The organism is Desulfothermobacter acidiphilus, assembly GCF_052073645.1.
Classification (GTDB): Bacteria; Bacillota; Desulfotomaculia; order Desulfotomaculales; family Ammonificaceae; genus Desulfothermobacter; species Desulfothermobacter acidiphilus.
In genome coordinates, this window is sequence record NZ_CM125440.1 from 1,051,074 (window position 1) to 1,077,369 (window position 26,296).

The 26,296-nt window shown below is 59.0% G+C and carries 21 protein-coding genes; all 21 read right to left on the reverse strand.

Features of this window, described 5'->3' with window-relative positions; all coding sequences use genetic code 11:
* Positions 1-9: 9 nt before the first annotated feature.
* The 21 genes from ACTLLP_RS05355 to ACTLLP_RS05455 all read right to left on the reverse strand — a co-directional run bounded on the left by ACTLLP_RS05355 (position 10) and on the right by ACTLLP_RS05455 (position 26,275).
* Positions 10-876, reverse strand: coding sequence for a respiratory chain complex I subunit 1 family protein (locus ACTLLP_RS05355; RefSeq protein WP_441057560.1), 867 nt, complete (start codon positions 874-876; stop codon positions 10-12).
* The gene (locus tag ACTLLP_RS05360; RefSeq protein ID WP_441057562.1) at positions 873-2,822 is read right to left on the reverse strand and encodes an NADH-quinone oxidoreductase subunit 5 family protein; all 1,950 of its coding nucleotides are present in this window, start codon (positions 2,820-2,822) and stop codon (positions 873-875) included. The genes ACTLLP_RS05355 and ACTLLP_RS05360 overlap by 4 nt, the downstream gene beginning before the upstream one ends.
* Before the next feature lie 220 nt (positions 2,823-3,042).
* Complete coding sequence (locus ACTLLP_RS05365; RefSeq protein WP_441057566.1) at positions 3,043-4,146, reverse strand: SufB/SufD family protein; 1,104 nt, start codon at positions 4,144-4,146, stop codon at positions 3,043-3,045.
* Positions 4,139-4,927, reverse strand: a complete 789-nt coding sequence (locus ACTLLP_RS05370) for an ABC transporter ATP-binding protein (RefSeq protein ID WP_441057569.1) — start codon at positions 4,925-4,927, stop codon at positions 4,139-4,141. Before ACTLLP_RS05370 ends, ACTLLP_RS05365 begins: the two co-directional genes overlap by 8 nt.
* 26 nt (positions 4,928-4,953) lie before the next feature.
* Positions 4,954-5,796, reverse strand: coding sequence for a damage-control phosphatase ARMT1 family protein (locus ACTLLP_RS05375; RefSeq protein ID WP_441057571.1), 843 nt, complete (start codon positions 5,794-5,796; stop codon positions 4,954-4,956).
* A 30-nt stretch (positions 5,797-5,826) separates the two neighbouring features.
* Positions 5,827-8,163: an endonuclease MutS2 gene (locus ACTLLP_RS05380; RefSeq protein ID WP_441057574.1), complete on the reverse strand. Its 2,337-nt coding sequence runs from the start codon at positions 8,161-8,163 to the stop codon at positions 5,827-5,829.
* Positions 8,163-10,664, reverse strand: coding sequence for a U32 family peptidase (locus ACTLLP_RS05385; protein ID WP_441057577.1), 2,502 nt, complete (start codon positions 10,662-10,664; stop codon positions 8,163-8,165). The genes ACTLLP_RS05380 and ACTLLP_RS05385 overlap by 1 nt, the downstream gene beginning before the upstream one ends.
* A gap of 1 nt (position 10,665) precedes the next feature.
* Positions 10,666-11,619, reverse strand: coding sequence for an NGG1p interacting factor NIF3 (locus ACTLLP_RS05390; protein ID WP_441057580.1), 954 nt, complete (start codon positions 11,617-11,619; stop codon positions 10,666-10,668).
* A 1-nt stretch (position 11,620) separates the two neighbouring features.
* Positions 11,621-11,878, reverse strand: coding sequence for a cell division protein ZapA (gene zapA, locus ACTLLP_RS05395; RefSeq protein WP_441057583.1), 258 nt, complete (start codon positions 11,876-11,878; stop codon positions 11,621-11,623).
* A 2-nt stretch (positions 11,879-11,880) separates the two neighbouring features.
* Positions 11,881-14,259 (reverse strand): phenylalanine--tRNA ligase subunit beta, encoded by a 2,379-nt coding sequence (pheT, locus tag ACTLLP_RS05400; protein WP_441057586.1) that lies wholly within the window; start codon positions 14,257-14,259, stop codon positions 11,881-11,883.
* Positions 14,260-14,277: 18 nt separating this feature from the next.
* Positions 14,278-15,300 carry a phenylalanine--tRNA ligase subunit alpha gene (gene pheS, locus ACTLLP_RS05405; RefSeq protein ID WP_441057589.1) on the reverse strand — a complete coding sequence of 341 codons (1,023 nt, stop codon included), beginning with the start codon at positions 15,298-15,300 and terminating at the stop codon, positions 14,278-14,280.
* A 282-nt stretch (positions 15,301-15,582) separates the two neighbouring features.
* Entirely contained in the window at positions 15,583-16,374 is a 792-nt protein-coding gene (locus tag ACTLLP_RS05410; protein WP_441061661.1) for a TrmH family RNA methyltransferase, read from the reverse strand.
* Between the two features lie 21 nt (positions 16,375-16,395).
* Positions 16,396-19,074, reverse strand: coding sequence for a cation-translocating P-type ATPase (locus tag ACTLLP_RS05415; protein ID WP_441057592.1), 2,679 nt, complete (start codon positions 19,072-19,074; stop codon positions 16,396-16,398).
* Positions 19,075-19,117: 43 nt separating this feature from the next.
* Entirely contained in the window at positions 19,118-19,519 is a 402-nt protein-coding gene (locus ACTLLP_RS05420) for a secondary thiamine-phosphate synthase enzyme YjbQ (protein ID WP_441057595.1), read from the reverse strand.
* 9 nt (positions 19,520-19,528) lie between these two features.
* Complete coding sequence (locus ACTLLP_RS05425) at positions 19,529-20,185, reverse strand: HAD family hydrolase (RefSeq protein WP_441057598.1); 657 nt, start codon at positions 20,183-20,185, stop codon at positions 19,529-19,531.
* A 148-nt stretch (positions 20,186-20,333) separates the two neighbouring features.
* Positions 20,334-21,770 carry an NADH-quinone oxidoreductase subunit N gene (locus ACTLLP_RS05430; protein WP_441057601.1) on the reverse strand — a complete coding sequence of 479 codons (1,437 nt, stop codon included), beginning with the start codon at positions 21,768-21,770 and terminating at the stop codon, positions 20,334-20,336.
* Complete coding sequence (locus ACTLLP_RS05435) at positions 21,770-23,290, reverse strand: complex I subunit 4 family protein (RefSeq protein ID WP_441057604.1); 1,521 nt, start codon at positions 23,288-23,290, stop codon at positions 21,770-21,772. Before ACTLLP_RS05435 ends, ACTLLP_RS05430 begins: the two co-directional genes overlap by 1 nt.
* Complete coding sequence (gene nuoL, locus ACTLLP_RS05440; RefSeq protein ID WP_441057607.1) at positions 23,281-25,176, reverse strand: NADH-quinone oxidoreductase subunit L; 1,896 nt, start codon at positions 25,174-25,176, stop codon at positions 23,281-23,283. Before nuoL ends, ACTLLP_RS05435 begins: the two co-directional genes overlap by 10 nt.
* A 19-nt stretch (positions 25,177-25,195) precedes the next feature.
* A complete protein-coding gene (gene nuoK, locus ACTLLP_RS05445; RefSeq protein ID WP_441057610.1) occupies positions 25,196-25,504 on the reverse strand; it encodes an NADH-quinone oxidoreductase subunit NuoK in 309 nt (102 codons plus the stop codon).
* A complete protein-coding gene (locus tag ACTLLP_RS05450) occupies positions 25,501-26,004 on the reverse strand; it encodes an NADH-quinone oxidoreductase subunit J family protein (RefSeq protein WP_441057613.1) in 504 nt (167 codons plus the stop codon). The genes nuoK and ACTLLP_RS05450 overlap by 4 nt, the downstream gene beginning before the upstream one ends.
* Positions 25,997-26,275: a 4Fe-4S dicluster domain-containing protein gene (locus ACTLLP_RS05455; protein WP_441057616.1), complete on the reverse strand. Its 279-nt coding sequence runs from the start codon at positions 26,273-26,275 to the stop codon at positions 25,997-25,999. Before ACTLLP_RS05455 ends, ACTLLP_RS05450 begins: the two co-directional genes overlap by 8 nt.
* Positions 26,276-26,296 lie beyond the last annotated feature (21 nt).

Here is a 26,296-nt window from a genome sequence, read left to right on the forward strand (position 1 = left end):
CCCCATCCACTAAAGCAGACCCCGGACGAGGTTGAGATAGACGATATTAGCCAACGCCAGCCCCAGCCCCTCGATCCAGGTAAAGTAAAGCATGGTCCGCCAGCGCAATCGAGCCAGAACATTGTCCACAAGTATCTCCAAGAAAAAAGCGAACGCCACCAGCAGGAATCCCACCCACCAGGGATGGGCCCAAAAGAGAAAGACCAAGCCTAGCAACAGCACCAACTCATACCAATGGGCCAACTCGATCAGCGCCAGCGTTTTCCCCGAATACTCGGTGTACACTCCCCGGACCAACTCCTGGTGAGCGTGCTCTGAAGCCGCGATATCGAAAGGCGATTTCCTCATTTTAATGGTTAGAACCGCCAGCAAGGCTAAAAAGGTGGGCCATAGGCTAGGGAAGAGAGCTCCCGGGTGCTGCCAAACGGCTGCCACCTGGAAAGATCCAGTGCGCATGAAGATGGCAATCGCTGCGAGCAAAAGCACCGGTTCGTAAGCGAACATCTGCAAGAGCTCCCGGTTAGCCCCTAGTTGCGCGTAAGGGGAGCGAACCGAATAGGCCCCCAGAGCCAAGCAGGCTCCCCCGAAACCGAGGATGAGCACGACCGCCAGTAGATCTTGCCCCAGAAAAAAGAAGACAGTAGCCAGCATCGTCAGGGCCAGATAGCCGCAGGCCCAAGACCAGGAAGCCCGCGAAGCTACCAGAGTTTCCTTGCCCGACAGTTTAAGGAAATCGTAAAAGGGTTGCCACACGGGAGGTCCCACACGACCTTGCAAGCGCGCGGTTAATTTGCGATCTAAGCCGCGAAGAAAGCCGCCCAGCAAGGGAGCTCCCAGCAGCACCCCCAAAGCCACGAGCCAGCTAACCAGGTTCACACTCTCACCCCCGCCACGAGCAAGATGACTAGCAGCAACACCATTCCCAAAGCGTTGATCCAGGGGTTAAGACGCGCCTCGCTCCACGAGGTGAAATAAAAGCCGCCCGTCTCCAGAGGCACCGGCTGATCCGCTAGACCTCGGAAAGACGGGTCCGAAACCGATAGATTTTCACCGCAAAGGTAGACGGGGCGATAATCCTCCCGCCGCACCCGCCAAGCACGGAATGGCAATAGGATAGCTGCGCCCGCTATCAGGAAGACCGGCCAAACGGCAAAGAAGCCATAATAACTCCCCCAGCCGCTCCAGGTGGCCACCAGATGCGTCTGGTAACCCAGCGCCACCACCGCCGGCAACACCAACACCCGTACCAGTCCGCCCACCAGCACGCTGGCCAGCAATAAAATCCCAGTGAGCCCTAGCACAGTGCCGTAAGCGAAGGGCCCCTTCTCTCGATCCAGGCGCTCCTCTTGCCGCAAGGGAACGGAACTCAACATCCGCCCCAACCACTTGACCCAAAAAACCAGGCTAGCCGCGCTACCCACGGCAATGAAAGCCGCCACCAGGGGGAACCAAAGCGAAGGAGATTGAGCTACTGCCTCCAGGCTGGCCCATTTGCCTAACACGGCCCCGAAAGGCACAAAGGCCATGGAGAGCATTCCAACAGCTCCAACTGCCGCAGCCACCGGGGAGCGATTGATCAGCCCCTCCATCACCTCGATATCCCTCGACTCCACCTGTTGCTCGTAGATTCCCACGGTCATAAAGAGCAGCCCCTTGGAAAGAGCGTGAAATATAAGGATCACCAGGGCCGCGGCCAAGGCTAGATCGGTGTTGATGCCGGCGCAGGCGATGATCAATCCCAGGTTGGCCACCGTGGAAAGCGCCAATACCCGCTTGGAAACCGTTTGACTGATGGCCAGCAGAGAAGCCGATAGATAGACAAAGGCGCCAAAAACGGCCAGCGCTGGGGAGAGCACCGTGCCGAAAAAGGCGGGAGCCAGCCGTAGCACCAAGTACACGCCCGCTTTCACCATGGTGCTGGAGTGGAGCAGCGCCGAAACCGGCGTGGGTGCCACCATCGCGCCCAGGAGCCAGCTATGAAAAGGCACCTGGGCTGCCTTGGTAAAGGCGGTGAGAGAAAGAAAAGCTAGCGGTAAGAGCAAGGCTGCCCCCATGCTGGCCTGCGTCACCACCGCAGCCAAGGAAAGGGTTCCCAGCGTGCGGTAGGTCAGGAATAAGGCCAGCACACAGGCCACCCCTCCCACCAAATTCATCCACAGCGCCCTCAAAGCCGAGGCTTGCGCCTCTTCGGTGCCATCGTGTCGGATGAGCTCGTAGCAGCACAAGGTAGTGAGTTCCCAGAAGAAGAAAAGCCAGAGCAGGTTGTTGGCCAGCACCAAGCCGTTCATTACCCCTAAGAATCCCACCAAGAAGCAGAAAAACCGGGGCTGCCGCGTGCGCTCTAGCCGGAGATGAGCTTCGTGCCGGGGCATATAATCCAGAGCGTAAACGCAAATGAGGGAACCTATCAGCGAAATGACCAAAACCATGATAGCCGCCAGCGGGTCAATAAAGAAGGTGGGATAGGCGTCGAACCCGCGAGACGGCAATTGCCAAAAGAGCAAGAAGAGCCACAGCACTCCTTGAAGAGCCGCTAGCCCAGCCACCAGGCTATGGCGCCAACGCCAGCCGGTGTAAAGAAAGTACCCTATCAGCAAGAGATCTAGCCAGTCAACTATCAAAGACCAGCGGGAAACGTCCATCGTTTGAGGAATGCTGGCTCTTAAAACTTTCACGGCCAGGATCAATGCCATCAAGGCCAGAACTGCAGCCGTGCCCGTGACTACCAGCTTGCGCGGGCGGGCGGCAGGAAGAAAAAACAGGCACACCCCTGCCATCATGGGAAGCAAAAGCAGGCAAGCCACTAACCATTCTAATCTCATTGTTACCCCCTACCCCCTAAGACCACTCCTTCGTACCCATTCGCCTTCAGGCTCTTATCCGCCGGTTTCGCACCGGTCACGTTTCGCGCAATTCCCACCCCCGCCTCTAAGCATCTTGCAGGCGCAGATTAAGAGTATTTTAGGTAAGGCAAAAACAGCGTGTCAAGCGTTTAAAGGCGAATGGTAGGCTTGTTCCCAAATTAACTTGAGGTGTCGGCTATCAGACGCCAGCGGCGGAAACCTTGATGATTTTGTCAATTTCTTCCTGGAGGGCCGCCGGTAACCCGTCCATCCTCACGTTAAGGAACCCCCGCACGATAACGGACAAGGCCTCTTCTTCTTCCAGGCCTCGGGCCATTAAATATTCCACCACCTCTTCCGCCACCTTCCCCACGGCCGCTTCGTGGGAAAGATCAACGTTGGCCGTGCGGGCTTCCAACTCGGGAACAGCTAAAATGCGCCCCCGCGGGGTGAGCATCAGCCCGTGGCACTCCAGGTGCCCTTTCACGCCGGCCACCTCTCCCACCAGCAAGCCGCGAGAGACAATCTCACCACCGGTGGTGATGGCCCGGGAAATGAGCTCAGCCTTGGTCTCCGGCGCCTGCAGGTAGACGCGCGATCCCACGTCCATGCTCGTCCCCGGCGGAGCAAGTAAGATGGATTGGGAGCGAACTAACGCCCCCGCTCCGGCCAGGTAGGTGCTGGGGTTAGTAATCAGCCTCTTGGCCCCGCTCAGGCAGATGTAATTGTGGATGTAAGTGGCTCTTTCTTCTACCCACACCGCTCCTTGGGGGAGGCTTTCCACTCCCTCGCCCCAGTGGTGGATCATGGTGAAGTTGAGTTCCCCGCCCCGCCGGATAAAGGTTTCGGTGATGCCTAGATGCTGCCCGTGGCGGACACAGGAGCCGGAAGCGCAGCCGGTAATCAAACGCAGGGAGGCCCCTTCTTCCACTATGATCAGGTTATGCACCTCTTGCCGGGTGCCCTCGCGGGCTATAAAGAGACTGGCTTGCACCGGTAGCTCCACTTTGACTCCCGCTCGCACGCGAATAAAATACCCTCTGGCCTCCGGGGTCCGCGGACGATACTCGGGGAGAAGGCGTCCCAGGTACTCCTCCACCCAGGGATAAAGCCGAAGCGCTCGCTGCAGGCTCCAAACTTCCAGCCCCTCCTGCTGGCTCTGGTACTGGAAAACCTCCTGATCGAACTGCAGGAAGGAGCCGCTACGTCCCGTACCGGTGGGCTCGATGCCCACACGCAAAAGGCAGTCCTTGTCTTCCGGCGGCAAAGCGGTGAGTTCGGGAGAAACGGTTTCCTTAGACACAGAAACACCCCCCATTAAGATTGGTGCAGCGAATGCATTCGGTGTAGCCCACTTTCTGAATGCAATTGAAGAGCTCGCGGGGGTTGCCACTACAGCAGAGCTTACCGCCAAAGAGAACATGCCCCACATCCGCCTCGATGTAATTGAGGATGTAACCGGTGTGAGTGATAACCAGCCCCCCCTTAGTGCGACCGCGCCGCATCTCGCGCAAAGAACGCCGGTCCCACGGAGCCAACTCCTTCTCCAGCAAGTAGCCCACCGCTTTGCCGATCAGGGCCATGTTTTCCACATCCACTCCTGATTCGGGCTCGTCCAGCAAGACCAGGCTCGGGTTTTGCGCCAACAACTGCAGGAGCTCTGAGCGCTTGAGTTCCCCCCCGGAAAAACCGTAGTTTACTTCCCGATCTAGAAACTCCTTTAGTTTTAGCTCTGCCGCCATGACCTCCAGATCGGCCCCGTCCCGCTGCAGGCGTTGCACCAAGTCGCGCAAATAAACTCCCCGCAAAGACGGCGGCCTCTGAAAGGCCAGACCTATGCCCCGGCTCGCCCTCTGGTTTACCGGCAGATGGGTGATATCCTCTCCCTGAAACCAGATGCGCCCCGCAGTTACTTGATAGCGAGCAAAGCCCATGACGGTTCCCAGCAAGGTGGTCTTGCCCGAGCCGTTGGGACCGAAAAGGACGTGCGTTTCCCCCGGCTTAATCTCCAGGTTAATGCCCTGCAGCACCGGGCGTCCTGCTACAGCTACGTGCAAATCTTCCAGCACCAGTAGCGGCTGCATAGGTTACTTTCCCCCTTATTTTGGTTTCAGGAACGGCCGAAGGCCGCTATGAAGCTGCCCACCTCTACGCCCCAACTCCTGGCCACCGGGGCGCATTTGGCCTTTAAAAGGTGGAAAACACGGGGATCGGAAAGCTCCGAGAGGGTTTCATAGTTGCCCATTCCTTTAGCCAAAATTAAATCCGCGCTGCGAAAAAGCTCCCGCATTTCTTCCGAAGCCTCCTCCAGATGCAGTCCCGGCGAATCGGTCCCGGTGCTCACCACCCGGCCGAAGGCCGATTCCAGACTGCGCTCCCGCACATCGGCCAAAGTCAGGTCATTTTGAGTGGGAAGAGCCTTGACCACGTAATACGCCTCCAAAACCCGCGCTGCCAGGTAGCGGAAGAGAGGGAGATCGAAATAGACCTCCCCAGCGTTGTCGGCTAGATAAAGGAGCCGGCGCGTTGAAGCGAGCCGGGCCAAAAAAAGTTCTGTTTCGTCCCGAACCAGCTCCACCGGCTCCTGGAATTCCCTCTGCACCACCTCTAGATCGCGGAAGAAATCCAGCGCGTTACCCAATACGGCTAAGCGGAAGAGCTGTTCCGCTCCCATCTCCTCGGTCGGCAAGCGAGCGCAAAGTTCACCTGCCAAATCCATCTCCCGCTCTTTAACCGGCCGGAAGGGATCTGGGTTGCCGGTGATCCGCTTGATGATCCGCTGAATCAAGGTGGCTATGGTGGTAGGTATTTTGGTATAAGAAAACTCGGCCCGCAATACCTCCCTACCCGCCTCCCGAGCTCGCTCTTGCAGTTCTCCCTCCGGTGCTGCCCACCGGGAAGCCGTGTCCACCAAGCGCTCCAAACAGCTATAACATTCTTTCTGCGCCCGCAACCCTATCCCCTCCAGAAAAAAAATTTAAAATCAAACTAATTCTACCACGGTTACTCCGGCTCCTCCCTCCTCTGGAGTGCCGGAGCGAAAGGCCTTAACCTGGGGATGATCGGTTAAGAAAGAGCGCACCGCTTGACGCAATTTCCCAGTGCCGTGCCCGTGAATGACCGTTACCTGGGTGAGCCCGGCCAGAAGGGCAGCGTCTAGTTGGCGACTCAGATACTCCAGGGCCTCTTCCGCCCGTTGCCCTCGCAAGTCCAACACCGGGCTGACCGAGGAAGCGGGGAGAGGAGTTCGTTCTTGGTAGCGCTCGCGCACCACCGCCGGTTGCACCGCTACCCGGGGGAGCTCCAATTTGAAGGCTCCCACCTGCACCGTAACCTTATCGCCTTCCAGCGCCATCACTGTTCCCTCCCTACCCAGAGAAGGCACCAGCACCGCGCTCCCGACCGTTAGATGTTGATCTGCGTTCGCGCTTGGGGCCGGGGCGGGAAATAAGGGAGGGGTTTGATAACGCTCGCCTAACGTCCGCATACGGCGGCGCCAATCGTGTAGCGCTTGCTCGCGTTTTTGCCCCACCTCCTCTCGGATCTGCTCCCTGAGCTCCCGCAGCAGGGCGTCGGCTTCCCGCCGAGCCTGCCGCACCAAAGCCGCCGCCTGCTCGCGGGCCTGAGCCATTAGCTGCTCCCGCCGTTCCCGCAAGCGAGCCTCCGCCTGCCGATAACGTCGGGCCAATTCCTCCGCCTCGCGACGCTGCCGCCGAGCCTCCTCTAGTTCTCGCTCTACTTCGGCCAGCTTTTGCACCAACTGGGCGGTGAGCTCCCTCTCCTCTCGCTCCTCGGGACGAAGCAGCTCCTTAGCTCGCGCCACCAACGGAGGCGGTAGCCCCAAACGCTCGGCCATCTCGAAAGCCAGCGACTGCCCCGGGCGGCCTAAAACCAGGCGGTAGGTGGGGGCGTAAGTCTCGGGATCGAAATCCACCGCGGCGTTCTCCGCCCGGGAATGCCCAAGGACGAAGTTTTTAATTTCACTCAGATGGGTGGTAGCCACAACCTTAGCCCCACGGCGCAGCAACTCTTCCAGAATCGCACATCCCAGCACTCCCCCCTCGCGGGGATCGGTTCCCGCTCCCAGTTCGTCCAGCAGCACCAGACTCGTATCGCTGGCTTGAGCTAGGAAACGAGCCAGGTTGCGTAAGTGAGCGGAGAAAGTGCTGAGATTCTCGGCCACGCTCTGCTCGTCGCCGATGTCGGCCAGTATCCGCTCGAACCAGCCGATTTCCGCTTCCCGCGCCGGTAGCGCCAAGCCGGCCCGGGCCATGAGCACACTCAACCCTACCGTTTTTAGGGCCACTGTCTTGCCACCGGTATTGGGTCCGGTGATCACCAGCACGTCAAAGGCGTAGCCCAGTTCCAGGTCTAGAGGCACCGATCGTCTTCCCAGCAATGGGTGGCGCACTCCACGCAAACGCAAGCGGGGGCGATCCTCTATTCGTGGCACTACCGCATCCCATTCCTGAGCCAGCCGCCCCCTAGCCAGCGCCAGATCAATCCGGGCCAGCGAAATCAGGGAGCGATAAAGGGCTCGCACTTCCTGGCGCACCAAGGAGGAGAGTTGACCCAAAAGGCGCTCCTTTTCTTCCCTTTCCTGCAACTCCAGACGCCGTAATTCGTTTCCCTTTTCCACTACCTCCCACGGTTCGATGAAAAGGGTGGCCCCGCTGGCCGATTGATCGTGTACCAACCCTCTGATCCTGTCTTGATGCTCCACCTTGACGGGCAGCACGTAACGCCCCTCCCGCACAGTGACCAAAGGCTCCTGAAGATAACGCTGCCACTGGGGTGAGCGCAGGTAGCCTTCCAGCAAGCTTTTGATGGCCTTCTCGACTTCTTGACGACGCCGGCGAAGCTGAGATAGGAGAGGCGAGGCCCCCGGCTTTAAATCATCGGGGGGCAGCAGCGCTTCCCGCAATTGCTCTTCCAGTTGCGGTCGGGGAAATAACTGGCGCGCCAGCAGCTGGAGCGGCTCCTCCACCCCCTTGTCCTGGAGAAAGTCCCGCACCGAGCGCGTTTGGCGCAGCAACTCGGCCACGTGTAGCAGTTCGGCGGCTGTGAGCACTCCACCCCGAGCTGCGCGGCGGAGCAAAGGGCGTAGATCGCCCAGAGCTCCTATAGACCAGTCCGGATAGTGGCGCAACAGCCTCTGCGCCGCTTCGGTTTCCTTCAGGCGCCGGCCCATGCGCTCGAAGGTGCCGGCAAGACGCAAGTGGAGCGCCCACTCCTTGGCTATGGCAGAGACGGCGCGGTCGGCCAGCTGGCGGCTTATGGCCGGAAAATCCAGCAACTCTAAAGTGCGGGCCTCTATCATCAACTCACCCCTCGGAAGTAATGCCCCCGAGTAAACTCTCCGCGATAACCCAATTGCTCTTCCTCGCGCTCCGCCTCCACTTCCGCACCAGCCAGATAGGCGTCTAGAACCCGGCGGTAAGCTCGGGTTACCCGGAACACCTCGGCAGGATCGGCCAAGCGCATTTCCAGCCGCAAACCGGTTACCCCCGCTTCCAATAGCGCGGGCAGGTGGGCTAGCATCACCAACTCCCGGCTGTTGAAGATATGGGTGCGACAGCGGGAGTCGGGCAACAAAGGGAAGAGCATTCCCTTGCGGTCGCGCAAAGCGAAACGCCGCCCCCTACAAGGAGCAGAACAGGTATTCCCCTTCTCTTTTCCTCCCAGCGCGTTTCCCAGCACGCAATGCTCGGTAACCATCACCGGTAGTCGCCCGTGCACCAGCACTTCCAGAGGCAGGGGAGCTTCTCGAGCCAAGAAGATTACTTGCTGCAGAGTGAGCTCGGGCGAGAGGGTCACCCCCAGAGCTCCCTCGCGAGCCCAAAGCAAAAGCGCCTGCCGGTTAAAGGTATTAAGATAATAATCCACCCACCGCCCCACCCCGTGCCGGCGCAGCCGGTAAAACCAGCCTAGGTTAGCGGCCACCACTCCTTCGGCTCCACGCGCTCGCTCCAGGTAAGCCCACACTTCTTTTTCCTCGCCTGGTTTGGTAATCCGTGGTGTCAGAGAAAAAAAGGCCGCACCTTTATTCCGCGCCAGTTCCCAGGCTGCCGCTACCGTTTCCGGGGTGACCGAAGGTTTTACCCAAAAGCGGAAATTCTCCCCGCCAAAATAAATGCGGTCGGCCCCAGCGTTTAAAGCCGCTCGCACCGCTTCCAAATCACCGCAACTCACCGCCAGGTACGGAGTTGCGGCCCGAGCCCTTTTGGCGGACGACTGGCTCTCCTGCCAGCGAGTGGCGAAAAACTCATCGGGTAGCGGCGAAGGACGGCGACAGCGCTGGGCCAGCAACTCTTCCACTGCCCGCTGACGGAGCCGATTAAGTTCGCTCAGCGGAAGGAACACCCCTTCGTCTATTTCTCCTTCCAGGCACGCCAGAAAGAAAGGGGTGTGGCCTAGGCGCTCCAGGTGCTCGCGGGCCACTTCCCAGGAAAGGGCGTGACGCTCAGCCCGGCTCCCTGGAATCTGGGAAAGAACCCGAATCCGGTGCCCTCGGTCATCAATAGCCTCCAGAAGAGCAGGCTTATCCAGCCGCACTTCCAGCCGAAAGGAAAGCGGTATCCGGGGACGGGGACGGAGAAAACTGGCCCGCGCCCGGCTCAACAGCGAGACATCGGTGACCTTGAAAACCCGATCACCTTCTCGCACTCTAGCCTCTGACGGCAAGGCCACCACTTCTCCAGCCGCTGCTTCCTCTACCCGCGCCCCCTGGCGGAAAAGGGCGGTTACCGTCTGCCCTGCCCGCCCGCCCGAGGAAACCCAAAATTCGATCCCGTCTCCCAGTCGTAGGGGAAGCGCCAACTTTATTAGCGCCCGGCGTTCCTGGCGGTCGTAACCCAGCACCCGCCCCAAATAGACCCCCCGGTGGTTAGGACGGGCGTAACTCATGAGCTCCCGCCCCAAAACCCCCTCCAGGTAGCCGGTGGTGAAATCGCGATTAAAGATCTGGGCCAAGGCCACCCTCTCATCGGGAAGCACCTCGAAACGTCCCTCCCGGATCCGGTCTAGCAGGCGACGGTAAACGTTCACCACCACGGCCACGTACTCAGGACGTTTGAGGCGACCCTCGATCTTGATAGCGTCCACCCCCGCTTCCACCAGCACGGGAAGGCAAGAGCTCAGGTTCAGATCCCGGAGAGAGAGGAGGAAGGGGCCGGTGTCTGGAGGCAAGGGCATAAGACGCCCTCCCGCCTCCACCAGAGAGTAAGGCAAGCGGCAGGGCTGGGCGCACATCCCACGATTACCGCTCCGACCACCCACCAGGCTAGAGAAAAGGCATTGCCCTGAATAGGAGCAGCAAAGCGCACCGTGCACGAAAACCTCTACTTCCACTCCCGCAGCGCGTTTGATGGCTGCTATCTCTCGCCCGCTGCACTCCCGAGCCAGTATTACCCGTTTTATCCCTTGCTCCCGCAACCAGCTGGCCGCAGCAGCGTCATGAACGGTCATCTGGGTGCTGGCGTGCAACTCCAAATCCGGCAATAGCCGGCGGGCCAGCCGCATCAACCCCAAGTCCTGGATGATAACGGCGTCCGCCCCCGCCTCGTAGAGAAAACGCAAGAAAGAAGCCGCCGCCTCCATCTCTGCTTCCGCCACCAGAGTGTTGACCGCCACATAAACCTTAACTCCCCAGGCATGGGCGTAATCGATGGCCCGCTGGAGCTCCTCATCGTCAAAATTGGCCGCCTGGCGGCGGGCGTTGAACCGTTTGCCACCAAGGTACACCGCGTCGGCCCCGTTCTGTACCGCTGCCACCAAAGCCTCCCAGCTTCCAGCCGGGGCTAACAATTCCGGTACAGTCAACTTAAGCGCGGGCCACCCTTATGAGCCCGGAAAAAGGTATAATCTCCACTCCGCGCCGGGCCAACTCGTCCAGGAAAAGGTTGAGCCCCAGGGAGTCACTGGCCATATGTCCGGCAATGACCACGTTGATGTGGTGCTTTTCCGCCTCTTTGCGGTGCTCTTCTTTGATATGCATACCTACCACTGTGCCCACACCGGCCTGAGCCAGCTTCTCATAAGCTTCGGGAGAGCCGCTGGTGCCTCCAGTCATATCCACCATCACCTTGCCAGCCCGGTTTTCCTTTTTGCCCACCACCACAGTGGGGCCAGCTCCCTGCGCCAGAGCCATACGGTACTCTGGAATCTCGCGTAGCAGTTTCAGGACATCCTCCACTCGCTCAGGACCGCGCTCGTCAAAAAGGCGTTGCAAGTAAGAGGTGACCAAGTTATCGGCAGCCGTATGCACGCACATAAAAGGGAGGTCGAGGAGCCGAGCCGCGTCCACCGGGCGGAAGTGGTTAAGGGGCATCAATCCCCGCTGCACTTCGCTGATCCGCGAAGCCAGAATGCCCTCCGCCACGTTAATGGGCACGCCGAAACGAGCCAGCACGTCCTCCTGCAAGTGCATGACGGCAAAGAGATCGGCCAGAGCTCTCCCCTCCGGGTGATGCCCCAGCACCAGATCTATCGACCGCCCCTTCTCGCGCAAGCGATCGGCCAACAGGATTTCAGCCGTCTCCACATCGATGCCCACCAAAGCCGTACGCACTTCATGCTCCGGTGAGCCGTAAAGGATACGGGTGTCGCTATAAGGGTTACGCAAGCGCTCCCGATCGTAAGCCTCCCGCTCTTCCTCCTTCAGTTCCTCGTATTGCTTACGCTCGCGCTCCAGTAGGGCCTCCACCGCTGCCTTACCTCGGGGATCGTTATCCATTCCCATAGCGATGGCCAACTCGTAAATCTCGCCAAGCTTCACGCTAAGAGCCTCCCTCTTTTTCGATTAGCTGCACAAGGCTATCGTAATTTTCCTGAAGACGCAGATATTCATGAGCGAGGTTGAGAGCGGCTAGAACGATGGCGCGATTGAGCGGCAGACGGGGGTTACGGCGCCGCATCTCCCTAACCTTATCGTGCACCAACTGCGCCACCTTCTGGATATGCTCCACCGGCTCCTCACTGACCAGGACGTAGGGTTCGCCGGCAATCTCCACTTCCACCCGGTTTTTCTCGCCCATCGCTACCCCCGTAAATCAGCCGCCAAATCCTCCCGCAAGCGCCTAACAATCTTTTCGATCCGCTGGTTGACTTCCTGCTCGGTAAGCGTGCGGTCTTCCGCCTGGAAGAAAAGGCCGAAGGCCAGGCTTCGGGTACCTGGAGGCAGATGGGGCCCTTCATAGACGTCGAAGAGTTCCAATTCCCGAAGCAGGTTGCCCGCCGCTTCCCGGATGCGGGTTTCTACCTCCGCCACTGGGATTTCGCGGCGCACCACAAAAGCCAAGTCGCGCGCCACTCCCGGGTAGCGCGGCAGCGGGCTGAAGACCACCGCCTGCGACCGAGCCATGAGCGCTGCTACCGAGATCTCGGCCAGGACCACCTGGAAGGGAAGATCGTACTCCTCCTGCAAGCGGGGGTGCAATTCTCCCAGGAAGCCTAGCTCCTGCTCCCCCACCGCCACTCGAGCCGCCCGCCCGGGGTGCAATGCTGGCTTATCGACCAGCGGGGCAAAGCTGAGTTGCTTTATCCCCAAAAACCGCGCCAGCGTCTCCAGCACCCCCTTGAGGAAGAAGAAATCGTAAGGAACCGAAGGAGTCAACCAGTGTCGGGGAGAAACTCCAGCCACTGCCAGCCCTAGCATCAAGCGCTCTTCGGGCAAGGGTTCTCCGGAGAGGAAAACCCGCCCGAGCTCGAAGACGGTCAGCCCTTTGCAGCCGCTACGAGCAGCGTTGCGGGCCAGAACCCCCAATAATCCGGGCAAGAGGGTGGTGCGGAGCACCGACTGCTCCTCGCTCAATGGGTTACGCAGACGCCAGGCTGCTGGCGGCCAGCCCAGCCGCTGCAAGTCCCGCGGATGGATGAAGCTATAGGTGATTACTTCGGTTAAGCCGCACCCGAGGAGCAAACGGCGGAGGCGCCAAGCGAAGGCCCATTCGTCCGGCACCCGCCCCGGTGTGGTCTCGCCCTCGGGTAGCGTGGTGGGGATACGGTCGTAACCGTAAACCCGCGCCACCTCCTCCGCCACATCCTCCTCAAGCGCCACATCATGGCGGAAGGAAGGAACCACCACCTGCCACCCTTCTTCCGTCTCTTCCAGCTGGAATCCCAGCCGGCGAAGTTTACCCGCTACCTCCTGGTAAGGAAAGGAAGTTCCCAGAAGGCTCTCTACCCGCTCTGGCCGCACCAGGATCACCCGGCGGGGAGAGGGGGTTATATAACAATCTACCACCAGGGAGCGCGCCTGTCCCGCACCCAGAGCATCGACGAGATAAGCAGCCCGGTCGGCCGCCCGCCGCACCCCTTCCACATCCACCCCGCGCTCGAAACGCAAGGAAGCCTCGGAACGCAAGCCGAAACGCTTGGCGGTGCGGCGAATATTAACAGCGTCGAAGCGAGCCGCTTCCAGCAGCACCACGCTGGTGCTCGCCGTCACCTCGGTATCCCGCCCCCCCATAACGCCAGCCAGAGCCACCGGGCGCTCGGCGTCAGCGATCACCAGGTGCTCCGGCTCCAGGCGCAAAAGTGAGCCGTCCAGCAAGAGTAACTCTTCGCCTTCCCGGGCTCGGCGCACCACTATTTTACCCCCGCTCAGGGTGGTGTAATCGAAAGCGTGCAAGGGCTGGCCCAGTTCCAGCATAACGTAGTTGGTTATGTCGACTATATTACTGATAGGGCGCATACCAGCAGCCCGCAGACGCACTTGCATCCATAAGGGAGAAGTTCCTACACGCACCCCGGCGAAAAGACGGGCCAGATAGCGGCTGCAAAGCTCCGGCGCCTGGATCCTCACCTCAATAGATTCCGGGCCTGGCTCGCCTCCAGCCAGCAGGGAGGGCTCCTGGAGCTGTACCCCGTAAATCGCAGCCAACTCCCGCGCTACCCCGTAAACGGAGAGGCAATCGCCCCGGTTGGGGGTGAGATCCAGATTGAGCACCCACTCTGGTAAGCCCAGCAAGCGGTTAATGTCCTCCCCGACGGGAGTGTCGGTAGGAAGGATCATGATGCCCGACGAGCGCTCCTCCAACCCTAATTCCTCTTCCGAGCAAAGCATCCCGTGAGAAGTCACTCCTCGGAAGCGGGCCTTCTTAATGGTTTGCCCGTTGGCCAATCGCGCCCCCACCAGAGCCAAGGGCACCACCGCGCCGGGGAAAACGTTATCGGCACCGGTGACTACCTCGTAGACCTGGCTACCGGTGTCAGCCTGGCAGATGCGGAGACGGTCAGCTCGGGGGTGAGGGGTCACTTCCAGCAGCCGGGCGGTGACCACCCCTTCGATTCCCGCCGCAAAAGGTTCCACCGTATCTACCGCCACTCCCACAGCGGTGAGGCGCTCGGCCAGCTCCGAGGGATCAGGTAGATCGGCTGGTAGAAACTCCTTTAACCAGCTCACAGGTACCCGCACTGTTCCGGACCAACCCCCTTAAAATTGAGATAAGAAACGCCAGTCGTTGCCGAAAAAGAGGCGCAGATCGTTAATACCGTACTTTAACATGGCCACCCGCTCGATTCCCAAACCGAAGGCGAACCCCCGGCAGGTGGAAGTGTCGTAGCCCGATACCTCTAGCACCCTAGGGTGCACCATCCCCGCTCCCAGGATCTCCAGCCAACCGGTGCCTTTGCACACTCGGCACCCTTCTCCCCCGCAGATCACGCAGGAAATATCCACTTCAGCACTCGGCTCAGTGAAAGGGAAATAACTAGGACGGAAGCGCAGGCGAGTGCCTCCGCCGAAAATTTCCTGCGCAAAGGTTAACAAAATTCCCTTCAGGTCGCTGAAGCGTATATGCCGATCCACGGCCAGACCTTCTATCTGATGGAACATAGGCGAGTGAGTGGCGTCGTCGTCCCGCCGATAGACCTTGCCCGGCGCGATTACCTTCACCGGTAAACGGGGAGCCAAGCGTTCCAGCACCCGCACTTGCACCGGGGAGGTGTGGGTACGCAGTAATATCTCTTCGGTGATAAAAAAAGTGTCCTGCATGTCGCGCGCTGGATGATCCTTGGGAATATTCAGCGCCTCGAAATTGTACCAGTCGAGCTCCACTTCCGGCCCCTCTACCACACTGAAACCTAACCCCAGGAAAACCCGCTCAATCTCCTCTAGCACCAGCGTGAGCGGGTGAGTGTGGCCCAGAGTGAAAGCGCGCCCCGGCAAGGTGACGTCCAACGCCTCCGCTTGCAAGCGAGCGGCGAGGGCCCGGTTTTTCAACTCGTCTTCGCGGTGGGTCAGCAATTGCTCTAACTCTTCCTTGACCGCGTTGGCCCGCTGGCCCACCAATGGGCGTTGGTCCGGCGGGAGTTGATTCATACGGCGCAAGAGACTGGTGAGTTCCCCTTTCCGCCCCAGTAAGCGAATTCGCACCTTTTCTAAAGCGCTAAGATCCGGTGCCTGGATGATGGCGTCTCTGGCTTGGCTTAGTAGCGCTTCTAGTTCTTCTAGCACCTTTTCACCCCATCTTCGACCGGGTTCGTCCTTAAAAATAAAAGCCCTTGCGCCCAGGATAATACAAGCCAAGGGCCTTGACAAGGCTCAGGAAGGAAATCCCGCGAAGGGTGCCGACCGCCTCAGTGCAGTCGAAGTCTCCGGTAGAGGATGTAAGCCCTAATGGAACCGGTGACCTCAAATAGCTTCCAAAAAAGCTCGGCGGTCCAAACCATAGGCTCACAACCTTTCGCGGACCAAAGCTTATACTCGCTCGCATTATAGCACACCTCGGGAAGAGAATCAACGCCACCGAAAGCGCTGCCGCGCCCCCTCATAAAGGAAAAGGGCAGCGGCCACCGCTACATTGAGCGACTCGGTGCCCCCGGGCATGGGGATAAAGAGTCGCCGCGCTATCCCCGCCCATAGAGGACGAGGACCAGTTCCCTCGCTCCCCACGATGATAGCCGTGGGACCGAGATAGGAGTGAGTGTAGAAGGGAGACTCGCCGCGGGGGTCGGCCATCACCAGTTCTACCCCTGCTCCCAACAGCGCCGACCGCGCCTCTTCCGGACTCAGGTTCCTAACCAGAGGAAGTTCCAAAACGGACCCCGCGCTAGCCCGCACCGCACGGGGGTGAAAGGGATCAACCGAGCCCTCCAACACCAAGACCCCGGTCGCCGCCACCGCTTGCGCCGTTCGCAAAACCGTTCCCAGATTGCCCGGGTCCTGCAGCCCATCCACCACCACCAGAAAAGGATTTGGCGTTTGCAGCAGGGAGGGCCAGGGAACTCCGGGAAGCTCCACCACTGCCAGCACTCCCTGAGGCGTAACCGTGGCCGCCGCCCGAGACAGGATAGCCAGAGGCAGACCGAAACGGGGTACCCCCGCAGCAGCTGCCACTCGCAGAATCTCTTCCCCCTCCGGAGAAGCCGCCCACTCGGGAGTGCAATATACTTCCCGCACTCGGCCCCGCCGCAAGGCCTCCGCCACCAAATGCGTCCCCTCCACCAGGAACACTCCCGCCTCCTCGCGGCCCTTTTTACGCGCCAAGCGCTGCAAAGCTTTAACCCGGGGATGGTGCCGGCCTAGCATGGTAAACACGTGGATTCCACCTCACCCAGTGGTAAGACGCCGGTACAACCACTTCTCCACTTCTACCGCCCAGAAGATAAGACTGCCCAGGATGAAAACCAGCAGGAGCTCGGTTCTGGACAGAGACACGGTGCAGAACACCCCTTGCAAGGGAGGAAGGTAAACCACTAGCAATTGCAAAACCACGGTGAGCAGGACCGCTCCCAGCACCGCGGGGTTAGAGCAACACCCGGCGGCGAAGAGAGAAGCGGTGCCCGTGCGGATGGCCAGCACGTGGGCCAGCTGCGAGAAAACTAAGGTAGAGAATAGCACTGTCTGCCAGGAAGCGGCCTGCACCCGCCACAGCCAGTAGCCCACAGCCAGACAGACAAAGGCCATAAACACTCCAGCCCATAAAATATGCCCGGCCAATCGTCTGGTAAAGATACCCGAGCGAGGATCGACCGGAGGTCGATGCATCACACCTGCCTCGGCTGGCTCTACTGACAAAGCCAAGGCCGGCAAACCATCGGTTACCAGGTTAACCCAGAGAATTTGCAGCGGAGTCAAAGGCACCGGCATCCCGCCTAAAAGTCCCACTAATATGATAAGGATTTCGCTAAAGTTGGTGGTCATCAGGTACTGAAGAAATTTCTTGATATTATCGTAAATCACCCGTCCCTCTTCCACGGCGGCCACGATGGTAGCGAAATTATCGTCCAGCAGCACCATATCCGCCGCTTCTTTAGCCACGTCGGTGCCAGAGCGCCCCATCGCCACGCCGATGTCGGCCTTTTTCAGAGCGGGAGCATCGTTGACCCCGTCACCGGTCATGGCCACGATATGCCCGTTACGCTGCAACGCCTCCACGATTTTTAGCTTATGCGCTGGGGCCACCCGGGCAAAAACGGTCACCCCTTCGGCTACCGCGGCTAGATCCTCGGGGTTGAGCGAGTCCAAGTCCTTACCGGTTAAAACCCGCTGCGTTTCCATGCCGAGCTCGCGGGCAACAGCCAAGGCGGTGGCGGGATGGTCGCCGGTAATCATTACCGGGTCGATGCCCGCCTGACGACAGGTGGCCACCGCCGCCAGAGCCTCCGGGCGCAGAGGGTCCTTGAAGCTCACCAACCCCAGCAGAAGCAGTTCCCTTTCCCCTTCCTCGTCTAAAACCCCCGGCGCAGACGACCAATGGCGAAAGGCCAAGGCCAGGACCCGCAGGCCCTCCTGAGAGAGCTCGGCCTGAAGGCGCTCCAACTTCTCTTGCCACTCTCCCAAGGGCTGGACCTCTCCCCCTACCCACACACCTCGGCTTAACGGCAAGAGACGATCGAGCGCCCCCTTGCAGAAAAGAAGGTACGCTGGCGTCTCTTCGCCTAATTTAGGTATCGGGCAGCCCAACTCACCCTCGAGCCGGTGGAGGGTGCTCATGCGCTGGCGCTCAGAAGAAAAAGGGAGCTCTGCCACCCTGGGACAGGCTCGTTCCAGCTCGGGAGCTTTATAACCGGAGTCAGCGGCTGCCACCAGCAACGCTCCTTCAGTGGGGTCGCCTACATATGACCATTTTTCATTTTCCCGGCGTAAAACGGCGTCGTTACATAAAGCGCCGGCCACCAACAGCAAAGCTGTCTCCGGGCAAGAAGTCGCTGCGACACCCGGAGTTGCCAGCTGGAACCCTCCCCCCGGTTGGGGCAGCGCCAGGGCCGCAACTCGCATTCGGTTCTGAGTAAGGGTGCCGGTTTTATCGGTACAGATCTTGGTTACCGAGCCCAGCGCTTCCACCGCAGACAAGCGGCGAACTAGAGCGCGGCGCCGGAGCATCCGCTGAGCTCCCAGGGCCAGGGCTATGGTCACCACGGCTGGAAGCCCCTCGGGTATAGCGGCCACCGCCAGGCTCACCCCGGTAAGGAACATGGTTTTTATGTCCTCTCCGTGCCAGAGGCCCAGCAGCGTCACTGCACCAACGATGAGCAAAGCCATCAAGCCCAAGGTGCGTCCCAGCGCCGCCATACGACGCTGCAAAGGAGTGGGAGCGGGCTCCACCATCTGCATCATCGCCGCAATCTGGCCCAACTCCGTATCCATTCCGGTGGCCACCGCCACCGCCATGCCCCGGCCGTAAACCACCGTAGTCCCCTTGTATACCATATTCCTCCGGTCGCCCAGAGCCGTGGCCTCCGGTAGCACCACCTCCGCGTTTTTATCTACCGGTGAGGCTTCACCGGTCAAGAGCGACTCCAGCACCCGGAGGTTAGCGCTCGTCAGCAAGCGCCCATCCGCCGGCACCAGATTACCCGCTTCCAGGTAAAAGAGGTCGCCGGGGACCAAAGCCGAAGCGGGGATCTCCTGCACTTCGCCATTGCGCTTCACCTTCACCCTGGAGATCGCCAGTTTCTGCAGCGCGCGCAAGGCTTTCTCGGCCCGGAACTCCTGGACAAATCCCAGCAAGGCGTTCAAAATCACGATCACGATGATGGCCACCGCGTCCCTGTATTCCCCTAGCAGCAACGAAATCACCGCCGCTGCCAGGAGCACCAGTACCATCGCCCCCGTGAACTGCTCCCACAAAATGCGCCCGGGACTCTTCGCCCCTTTCTCCCGTAGAAGATTGGGGCCGTGCCGCTGCCAGCGGAGATGAGCCTCCGCGGTGGTAAGCCCTGTTATCGGGTCGCTCGCCAACTCCGAGAGCGCTTGCTCAGCGGATAAGCTATGCCAGTTTGTCATATCCCTTTCTTGCCGCTTTGCCCCTTTCCGGTTGTCGTTGCTATCACTCCGAGGTGCTAACCATCTTGACCCATACTTTTCTCTCCCTGGGCCCGTCGAACTCGCTGAAAAAGACCCCCTGCCATGTGCCCAGGGCCAGCTTGCCCTCGCGCACCAGCACCACCAGATGCACCCCTACCAGGCAAGACTTGATATGAGCATCGGCGTTCCCCTCGGCATGGCGGTAGTTAGAGTTGGGCGGCACTAACTGCTCCAAATGATGCAGGATGTCCTCGGCCACCGCGGGATCATAACTTTCATTGATACATAGCCCCGCCGTGGTATGAGGGCAGAATAGATAAAGCACCCCTTCCCGCCAGCCTTTCTCCTCCACCAACCGAGCTAGACGAGGAGTTAAGTCTACCATCTCCTGACGCCGGCGCGTGGTAACCCGTATTATTTCCATCGGCCTCACTCACTCCTTCCCTTGGGAGCAAAGCGGGATTAGCACCGGTAACAAAGCCTCTAAATCCTCCACCTGGATGTGAGCGCATTTCCCGACCTCCGGCGAGGCATTAACCGCTGCCGCTAGCCCCACCTGAGCGAAGAGCGGGACATCCCCACAACTATCCCCTACCGCCACCAATTCCTCTGGTGCTAGCCGGAAACGCGAGCAGAAGCCTCGCAGATGCTGCGGCTTCCCGTACCAGGGCACGCGAATAAACACCCGCCCGTCCACGCGGCCCTCGGTGAAACCCAGCCCGTTGGCCACCCAACAATCGAAACCGAGCTCCTCCGCCACCCGCGAGGCCAACAAGTCCAATCCCGAAGAGAGAAGAAAGGTAGGGACACCTCGGCGGCGCAAAGCGGCCAGCAACTTCTTAGCCCCCAGGCGGTAAGGGATGCAGGCTAGCAATTGTTCCAGCAACGACTTGGAAACTCCTCGCCAGCAGTTCACATCCCGGCGGGCAAATTCCTGGTAATTGATGCGCCCAGCTAGAAAATCTTCCAGATGCTTACTGCCATGAGTTTCCCACGTTCCCAGCTGTTCGTGAAGGTACTGCCACACGCTGGGAACTGGCGTCAAGGTGCCGTCTAAATCGAAAATTACCCCTTTGTAGGACGGCGGCATCGATACTCTCCCCCCTGGCAATAATGATACCACAAAGCTCTTCGGACAATCGGGAATCGACCGGCTCCGCGGCAATAGGTGGGAAGGAAAAAAGAAGCGAATACGCAACCTCTAGCCGACGGCAGGTAAGAGATCACCGGGAGCAGCATCAAGGTACCGGCAGCGTAAAGGCCGCTTCCATAGCGTAGCGGGTGAGGAGAGTAGGGTAAAAACCCAGCACCAAAAGCAACAGCAAAATCAACGCAAGAGCCACCCTCATCCCCCATCCCAGCCGTAAGGGCGCGGTACGCAAGGTAGCCTCTCCCCAATACATGGCTTTCACCACCCGCAGATAGTAGTACACCGATACCGCGCTCATAAGCACCGCCAGCAGCGCTAGCCAGAGATGGCCCCGAGCGACAACCGCCATAAAAAGATAGAGTTTACCAGGGAACCCCGCTAGGGGAGGGATACCAGCCAGTGAAAACAAAGCCAGGAGCATCACCGCCGCACTCAGAGGCGAGCGACGGGATAAGCCGGCGTAATCGGCAATAAGATCGCTACCATCTTGCCGGTAAAAAGCCGTGGCCACCATAAAAGCTCCCATGTTACCGAAAACGTAGAGCATGGCGTAATATAAAATGGCCCCTATCCCTAGAAGGGAAGCAGAAATCAAGCCCAGCAAAAGATAACCTGCCTGGGCTATACTGGAATAAGCTAACAGGCGCTTGATGTTAGCCTGGGGGATGGCCACTAGATTGCCCAGGATCATCGACATTACCGATAAGGCCAGGATCAGGGGGAGCCACCAGTGATGCAGCGGGAGCAAACCTACCAGGAGCAACCGGATTAAAGCTGCCAACGCCGCGGCCTTAGAGGCCACGGAGAGAAAAGCCGTAACCGGGGTAGGGGCCCCTTCGTAAACATCGGGCGCCCACATGTGGAAGGGCACGGCCGTGATTTTAAAAGCGAAACCGGCCACAATGAGAGCGAGCCCTAATTTTAAGTCCCACCCCGCTTTGCCGGCAAGCCAAGCGCAGGCAGCGACCTCGCGGAGAACAGTAGTGCCGCAACTCCCGTAAACCAGGCTGAAGCCATAGAGTAGCACCGCGGAAGAAAAAGCTCCCAACAACAGGTACTTCGTGCCCGCCTCAGCCGACTTGCTATCGTCCAACCGGCAGGCCGTTAGCACATAGAAACTCACCGCCATGAGCTCCAGCCCCAGGTAAAGCGTGATCAACTCTCCCGAGGTGGCCAGCACCATCATGCCCAGAGTAGCGAAGGTCAAAAGCGCATAATACTCGCACCGGTAGCGCGCCAGGAACTCCGTGTAGTCGAAGGAGCACACCGCGGCCAGCAAGGCGGCCACCAGGAATAAAAGCTTAAAATAAGTGCTGTAGGGCTCGATAACGTAACCGGGCAAAACCATTCCAGCAACGCCGCGGGTAACCCAGGCTAGCGTCCCAAGGGAGCAAAAACCAATAGCGGCCAAATAACCCGTGGCTCGGGCAAAGCGCCGGGGAAGCAAAAGCCCTCCGGCCAGCAATAGGAGTCCCAAAGCCGCGGTGGCTATCTCGAGATATAGCAATTCCCAGTGTAAAACCACTAAATCCTGCCTCCCATCGCCATCACCGCCTTGAGCTTAGCTACCAGCGGGGCTACTCCGCTACCGATCAATTTGAGCTGCAGAGAAGGACAGAGACCGAAGAGGAGCAGAACCGAACCCAGCAGCAGCAAGGGTATCATCTCCATCCCCCGGATGTCTGACAACGCACGCCACTCCTCTTTTGGAGGGCCAAAAAAGACCCGCTTCACCACTAAAAGAACGTAAATGGCGGTAATAACAATACCCGCAATGGCCACCACCGCTAAAGCGCGGAAACCGATCAGGCCCTGATGGACCGCCCCTTGCGCAGTGAAAGCCCCTGTAAAGATAAAGAATTCGGCCACGAAGTTGTAAAACCCAGGCAGACCCAGTGAAGCTAGTCCCGCTAGCAAAAAGCCCGCTGCCACCCGGGGCATCTGATGCGCTAGCCCGCCCAAGCGCGCCAATTCCCTGGTGTGGGTTCGCGCGTATATATTCCCGACCATGGCGAAGAATAAAGCCGTCATCACCCCGTGGGCAAACATTTGCGCCCCTGCTCCGACCAAGCTCAAACTGTCGAGCGCCGCCACCCCCAACAACACGTAACCCATGTGACTAACACTGCTATAGCCGATGACGAACTTGAGATCCTTCTGCACCATGGCCACCATCGCCCCATAAATCACGTTAACCAAGCATAAGCCTCCGATGAGGGGGGCCCAATAATGCGCCGCTTCGGGGAAAAAAAAGAGGGGCAAGCGCATAAGCCCGTACCCGCCTAGCTTCATGATAACCCCCGCCAATAACATACTGATGGCTGTGGGAGCCGCCACATGTCCATCGGGAGCCCAGAGATGCAAGGGCCACAGGGGAACCAACACTCCCAAACCTAGCAACATAATGAGAAACACCCATTTCTGAAACTCGGCAGCGTAATACACCGAGGACAAAGCGGTCAAATCGAAGGTTACCTCCCCCAATTGCCGGGAGGCGTAGATGACGGTGGCAATGATACCCAATAAGAGCAAGGCGCTACCTGCTACGTGGTAGAGGGTGAGCTTCATCGCCCCATACTCCTTGCGGGTGCTTCCCCAAACGACAATCAATAGGTACGAGGGTATTATGACCAGGTCATAGAAAAAGTAAAAGAAAAAGAGGTTCTGGGCAATAAACACCCCGAAGATTCCGGCTATCAGAAGCAATAACCAGATGAAAAACTCCTTCACCCTCACCTTGATCTCTCCGGCAGCAAAAACCGCCGCGAATCCCACCAAAGCAGCCAGAAGCAATAAGGGCAGGCTCAACCCGTCCACTCCCACCGAGTACCGTATTCCCAATTCGGGCAGCCAGTTGAGCTCCTGGGAAAACTGTAGGCCGCCCTGGGGAATATCGTAGAGAAAATAAACCACGGAGGTAAAAACCAGCGAAATCCCTGTGGCTAAAGCCGCTGTCATCCGTATAAGCCGCTCTTCCCGCTCGGGAAGGATGATAAGTAAACCCAGCCCCACTAAGGGCGCCAGCAATATAAGCGTCAAAAGCACCGCAACAGTCCTCCTAACAGCGGAAACGCCAGCCATAAGGTCATCACCGTGACCGCAGCTAAAAATACCAGGGCATAGACCTGTAGGTTCCCAGTCTGCAAATAGCGCAGCTTGGCTCCGGAAAGATAAATAACCTTGCCCAGACCATCGAAAGTCCCGTCCACCAAATGGCGGTCGTGCCAATGAAAGGCTTCGGCTACTCGCCAAAAGCAACCACGATAGACCCAGGTATAAAACTCGTCCAGATAGTATTGCTGCTGAAGGCAGCGGTAGGCCCAACCCCAGCGCTCGCGCCATCTCTCCGAAACAACTATCAAGCGGCCGTGCAGTAACCAGGCCAAGCCTATCCCCCCCAGAGCCACCAGGGTAGAAATGGCCATCACCGTGTAATTTGGATGCGCCTGGTGGGCCGGACCGTAAGCCACCCAGGAGCCAAACCCCTGCGCCGTGTAGGGCGTGCCCACCAGACCAACCAGCACCGAAAAAGCGGCTAGCACTAATAAAGGCACCGTCATAACCGGAGGCGATTCCTGCGCTCGCCGCTCCGCTGGCTGCTTGCCGCCGAAGACCACGAACACCAAGCGGAATACATACCAAGCAGTGAGAAACGCCACCAAAGTTCCCAACACATAAAGGCCGGTGAAACCATGGCGGTAAGTTTCCGCCAGAATTTCGTCTTTGCTCCAGAAACCAGAAAAGGGCGGCATTCCAACCAGCGCCAGGGCCCCGATAATGAAAGTGATGGTGGTCACCTTCATGTCCCGCGCCACTCCCCGCAGGCGAAAAATATCCTGCTCGTGAGCCGCGTGGATCACACTACCGGCGGCTAGAAACAGCAAGGCTTTGAAGAAGGCGTGGGTGGTGAGGTGAAACATAGCAGCCGACATGCTGCCGATACCCATAGCCATAACCATGTAACCCAGCTGGCTGATGGTGGAGTAAGCTAGAATCCTCTTGATGTCCCGCTGCACTAAAGCCACGGTGGCCGCCATGAAGGCGGTGAGCCCTCCCGTGTAAGCCACGAGCAGCATAACCTCGGGCGCCGAAACAAAGAGTACATAAGTGCGGGCCAGCAGGTACACTCCCGCCGCCACCATGGTGGCGGCGTGAATAAGAGCGCTTACCGGCGTGGGTCCTTCCATAGCGTCGGGCAACCAAACGTGGAGGGGAAACTGGGCGGATTTCCCCACCACCCCGGTGAAGACCAGCAAAGCTGCCGTGGTCAGCAAGCCTGCCTCAGCGCAGTTCGGGATAACCAGGGCTAGCGCGCGAAAATTAAAGCTGCCGAAGGCCCCCCACAAGCAGAGAATGCCCAGCAGCAAACCAAAATCAGCCAGGCGGTTTACGGCAAAGGCCTTGAAGCCGGCCCGGGCCGCTGCAGGGCGGTGGTACCAGAAGCCGATAAGCAAATACGAGCATAGCCCCACCAATTCCCAGAAAAAGTAGAGCATAAAATAGTTATTAGCCAGTACCAGGCCCAGCATCGAGGCAGCGAAAAGAGAGAGATAGGCGAAAAAGACAGACCAACCGGGATCGCGAGCCATGTAACCCAGCGAATAAACCTCCACCGCTAGGGTCACCGAGGTCACTATCAGCAGCATCAGCACACTCAGCGGATCTATCAGCAGGCCGGCCTCGATCTTCACGGCTCCCAGCGCTAGCCAGGAATAGCTGCACTCCACCGGGGATTCCATGGTGACACCGCTAGCCATCACCTCGCGGAAGAGCTCCACCGCTAAGACGAGGGCCGCGCTGGCAGCGGCGATGGCGATAAAAGCGCTTACACCCCGCCAGTTCCTGGTTACCAGCGTGATAAGGGCGAAAGCCAGTGCCGGCAACAGTGGTAAAAGCCATATGTATTCGAAACCCACCCACGACCCCACCATTGGTTAACCTACCCACCTTCTACCATTTAAGCTGATCCAGGCGATCAACGTTGGTATCGCAGCGCCGGCGGTAAAGATTGACCACCAAAGCTAAAGCTACCGCCACTTCGGCAGCGGCCACCACCATAACGAACAAAGCAAATACCTGCCCGGTGACACGAGCGGGCTGCATAAAATGATTGTAGGCCACCAGGTTTATATTCACCGCGTTGAGCATGAGCTCTATACCCATCAGCACCGCAATGGCGCTCCGCCTACCCAGAACGCCAAGCACGCCGATGGCGAAGAGCAGGGCAGCTAAAGCCTGGTAATGTCCGAGTCCGATCATTTATCCTCGCCCCTTCCTCCGGCTAGTAGCACCACTCCCACTACCGCCACCAATAACAACAAAGCAGATAACTCGAAAGCCAAGATATGGGACTCCAGAAAGGCCTGGGCCAGCAGCCAAAGCTGGTCTTCCTGAATCGCAGAAGCGGCTACCAGCACCTGCCGGGTAGCAAGCAAGAGCATCGAAAAGAAAAGGAGTAGAGAAACCACCGCCCCGGGCACCAGAGTGGAGCTAGCAGGGTTGCTCCGCCGCATTTCTTCCCGTTGCACCAGCATGACGGCGAAAACGATCAGCACCGCTACGGCCCCCGCGTATAGGAGAAGCTGCACCGCAGCCAGAAACTCGGCCCGCAAAAGCAAGAAAATACCCGCCACCCCTATAAGTGTGAGAAAAAGATAAAGGGCGCTGTGCACGATGTTACGGGAGAACACCACCCCCGAGGCCGTTACTACCACCCAGGCGGCCAGCAACCAAAAGACCCCGGTTTGGGGATCAGCCATCGGCCTTCACCTCGCTTGACGCCCCCAGATTTACTGCGGTTTCGGTGCGCCGGTAACAGGCCTTCTCGAAGTCTGGTACCCAGTACAGGGCCTGCTTGGGGCAAACTTCTACACAGAGCCCGCAGTGAATGCAACGCCCTCTTTCCACCCAATAAGCTTGGAGCCGGCGCCGGGCATCCTTATCTTTAACGGTTTCCACCGTGATCACTCGATTAGGGCAGGTAGTAGCGCATAAGCCACAGGCGATGCATTTCTCGCGATCTAAGGCCAAGGAACCGCGACTCCTAAAAGG

What these genes read in the sequence shown, in the direction of transcription:
- ACTLLP_RS05450 (WP_441057613.1), bottom strand. Translation starts at nt 26,004, where the DNA reads ATGGCTGATCCCCAAACCGGGGTCTTTTGGTTGCTGGCCGCCTGGGTG.
- ACTLLP_RS05425 (WP_441057598.1), bottom strand. Translation starts at nt 20,185, where the DNA reads ATGCCGCCGTCCTACAAAGGGGTAATTTTCGATTTAGACGGCACCTTG.
- ACTLLP_RS05420 (WP_441057595.1), bottom strand. Translation starts at nt 19,519, where the DNA reads ATGGAAATAATACGGGTTACCACGCGCCGGCGTCAGGAGATGGTAGAC.
- zapA (WP_441057583.1), bottom strand. Translation starts at nt 11,878, where the DNA reads ATGGGCGAGAAAAACCGGGTGGAAGTGGAGATTGCCGGCGAACCCTAC.
- nuoL (WP_441057607.1), bottom strand. Translation starts at nt 25,176, where the DNA reads ATGGTGGGGTCGTGGGTGGGTTTCGAATACATATGGCTTTTACCACTG.
- ACTLLP_RS05380 (WP_441057574.1), bottom strand. Translation starts at nt 8,163, where the DNA reads ATGATAGAGGCCCGCACTTTAGAGTTGCTGGATTTTCCGGCCATAAGC.
- ACTLLP_RS05415 (WP_441057592.1), bottom strand. Translation starts at nt 19,074, where the DNA reads ATGACAAACTGGCATAGCTTATCCGCTGAGCAAGCGCTCTCGGAGTTG.
- nuoK (WP_441057610.1), bottom strand. Translation starts at nt 25,504, where the DNA reads ATGATCGGACTCGGACATTACCAGGCTTTAGCTGCCCTGCTCTTCGCC.
- ACTLLP_RS05360 (WP_441057562.1), bottom strand. Translation starts at nt 2,822, where the DNA reads ATGAGATTAGAATGGTTAGTGGCTTGCCTGCTTTTGCTTCCCATGATG.
- ACTLLP_RS05410 (WP_441061661.1), bottom strand. Translation starts at nt 16,374, where the DNA reads ATGCTAGGCCGGCACCATCCCCGGGTTAAAGCTTTGCAGCGCTTGGCG.
- ACTLLP_RS05370 (WP_441057569.1), bottom strand. Translation starts at nt 4,927, where the DNA reads ATGCAGCCGCTACTGGTGCTGGAAGATTTGCACGTAGCTGTAGCAGGA.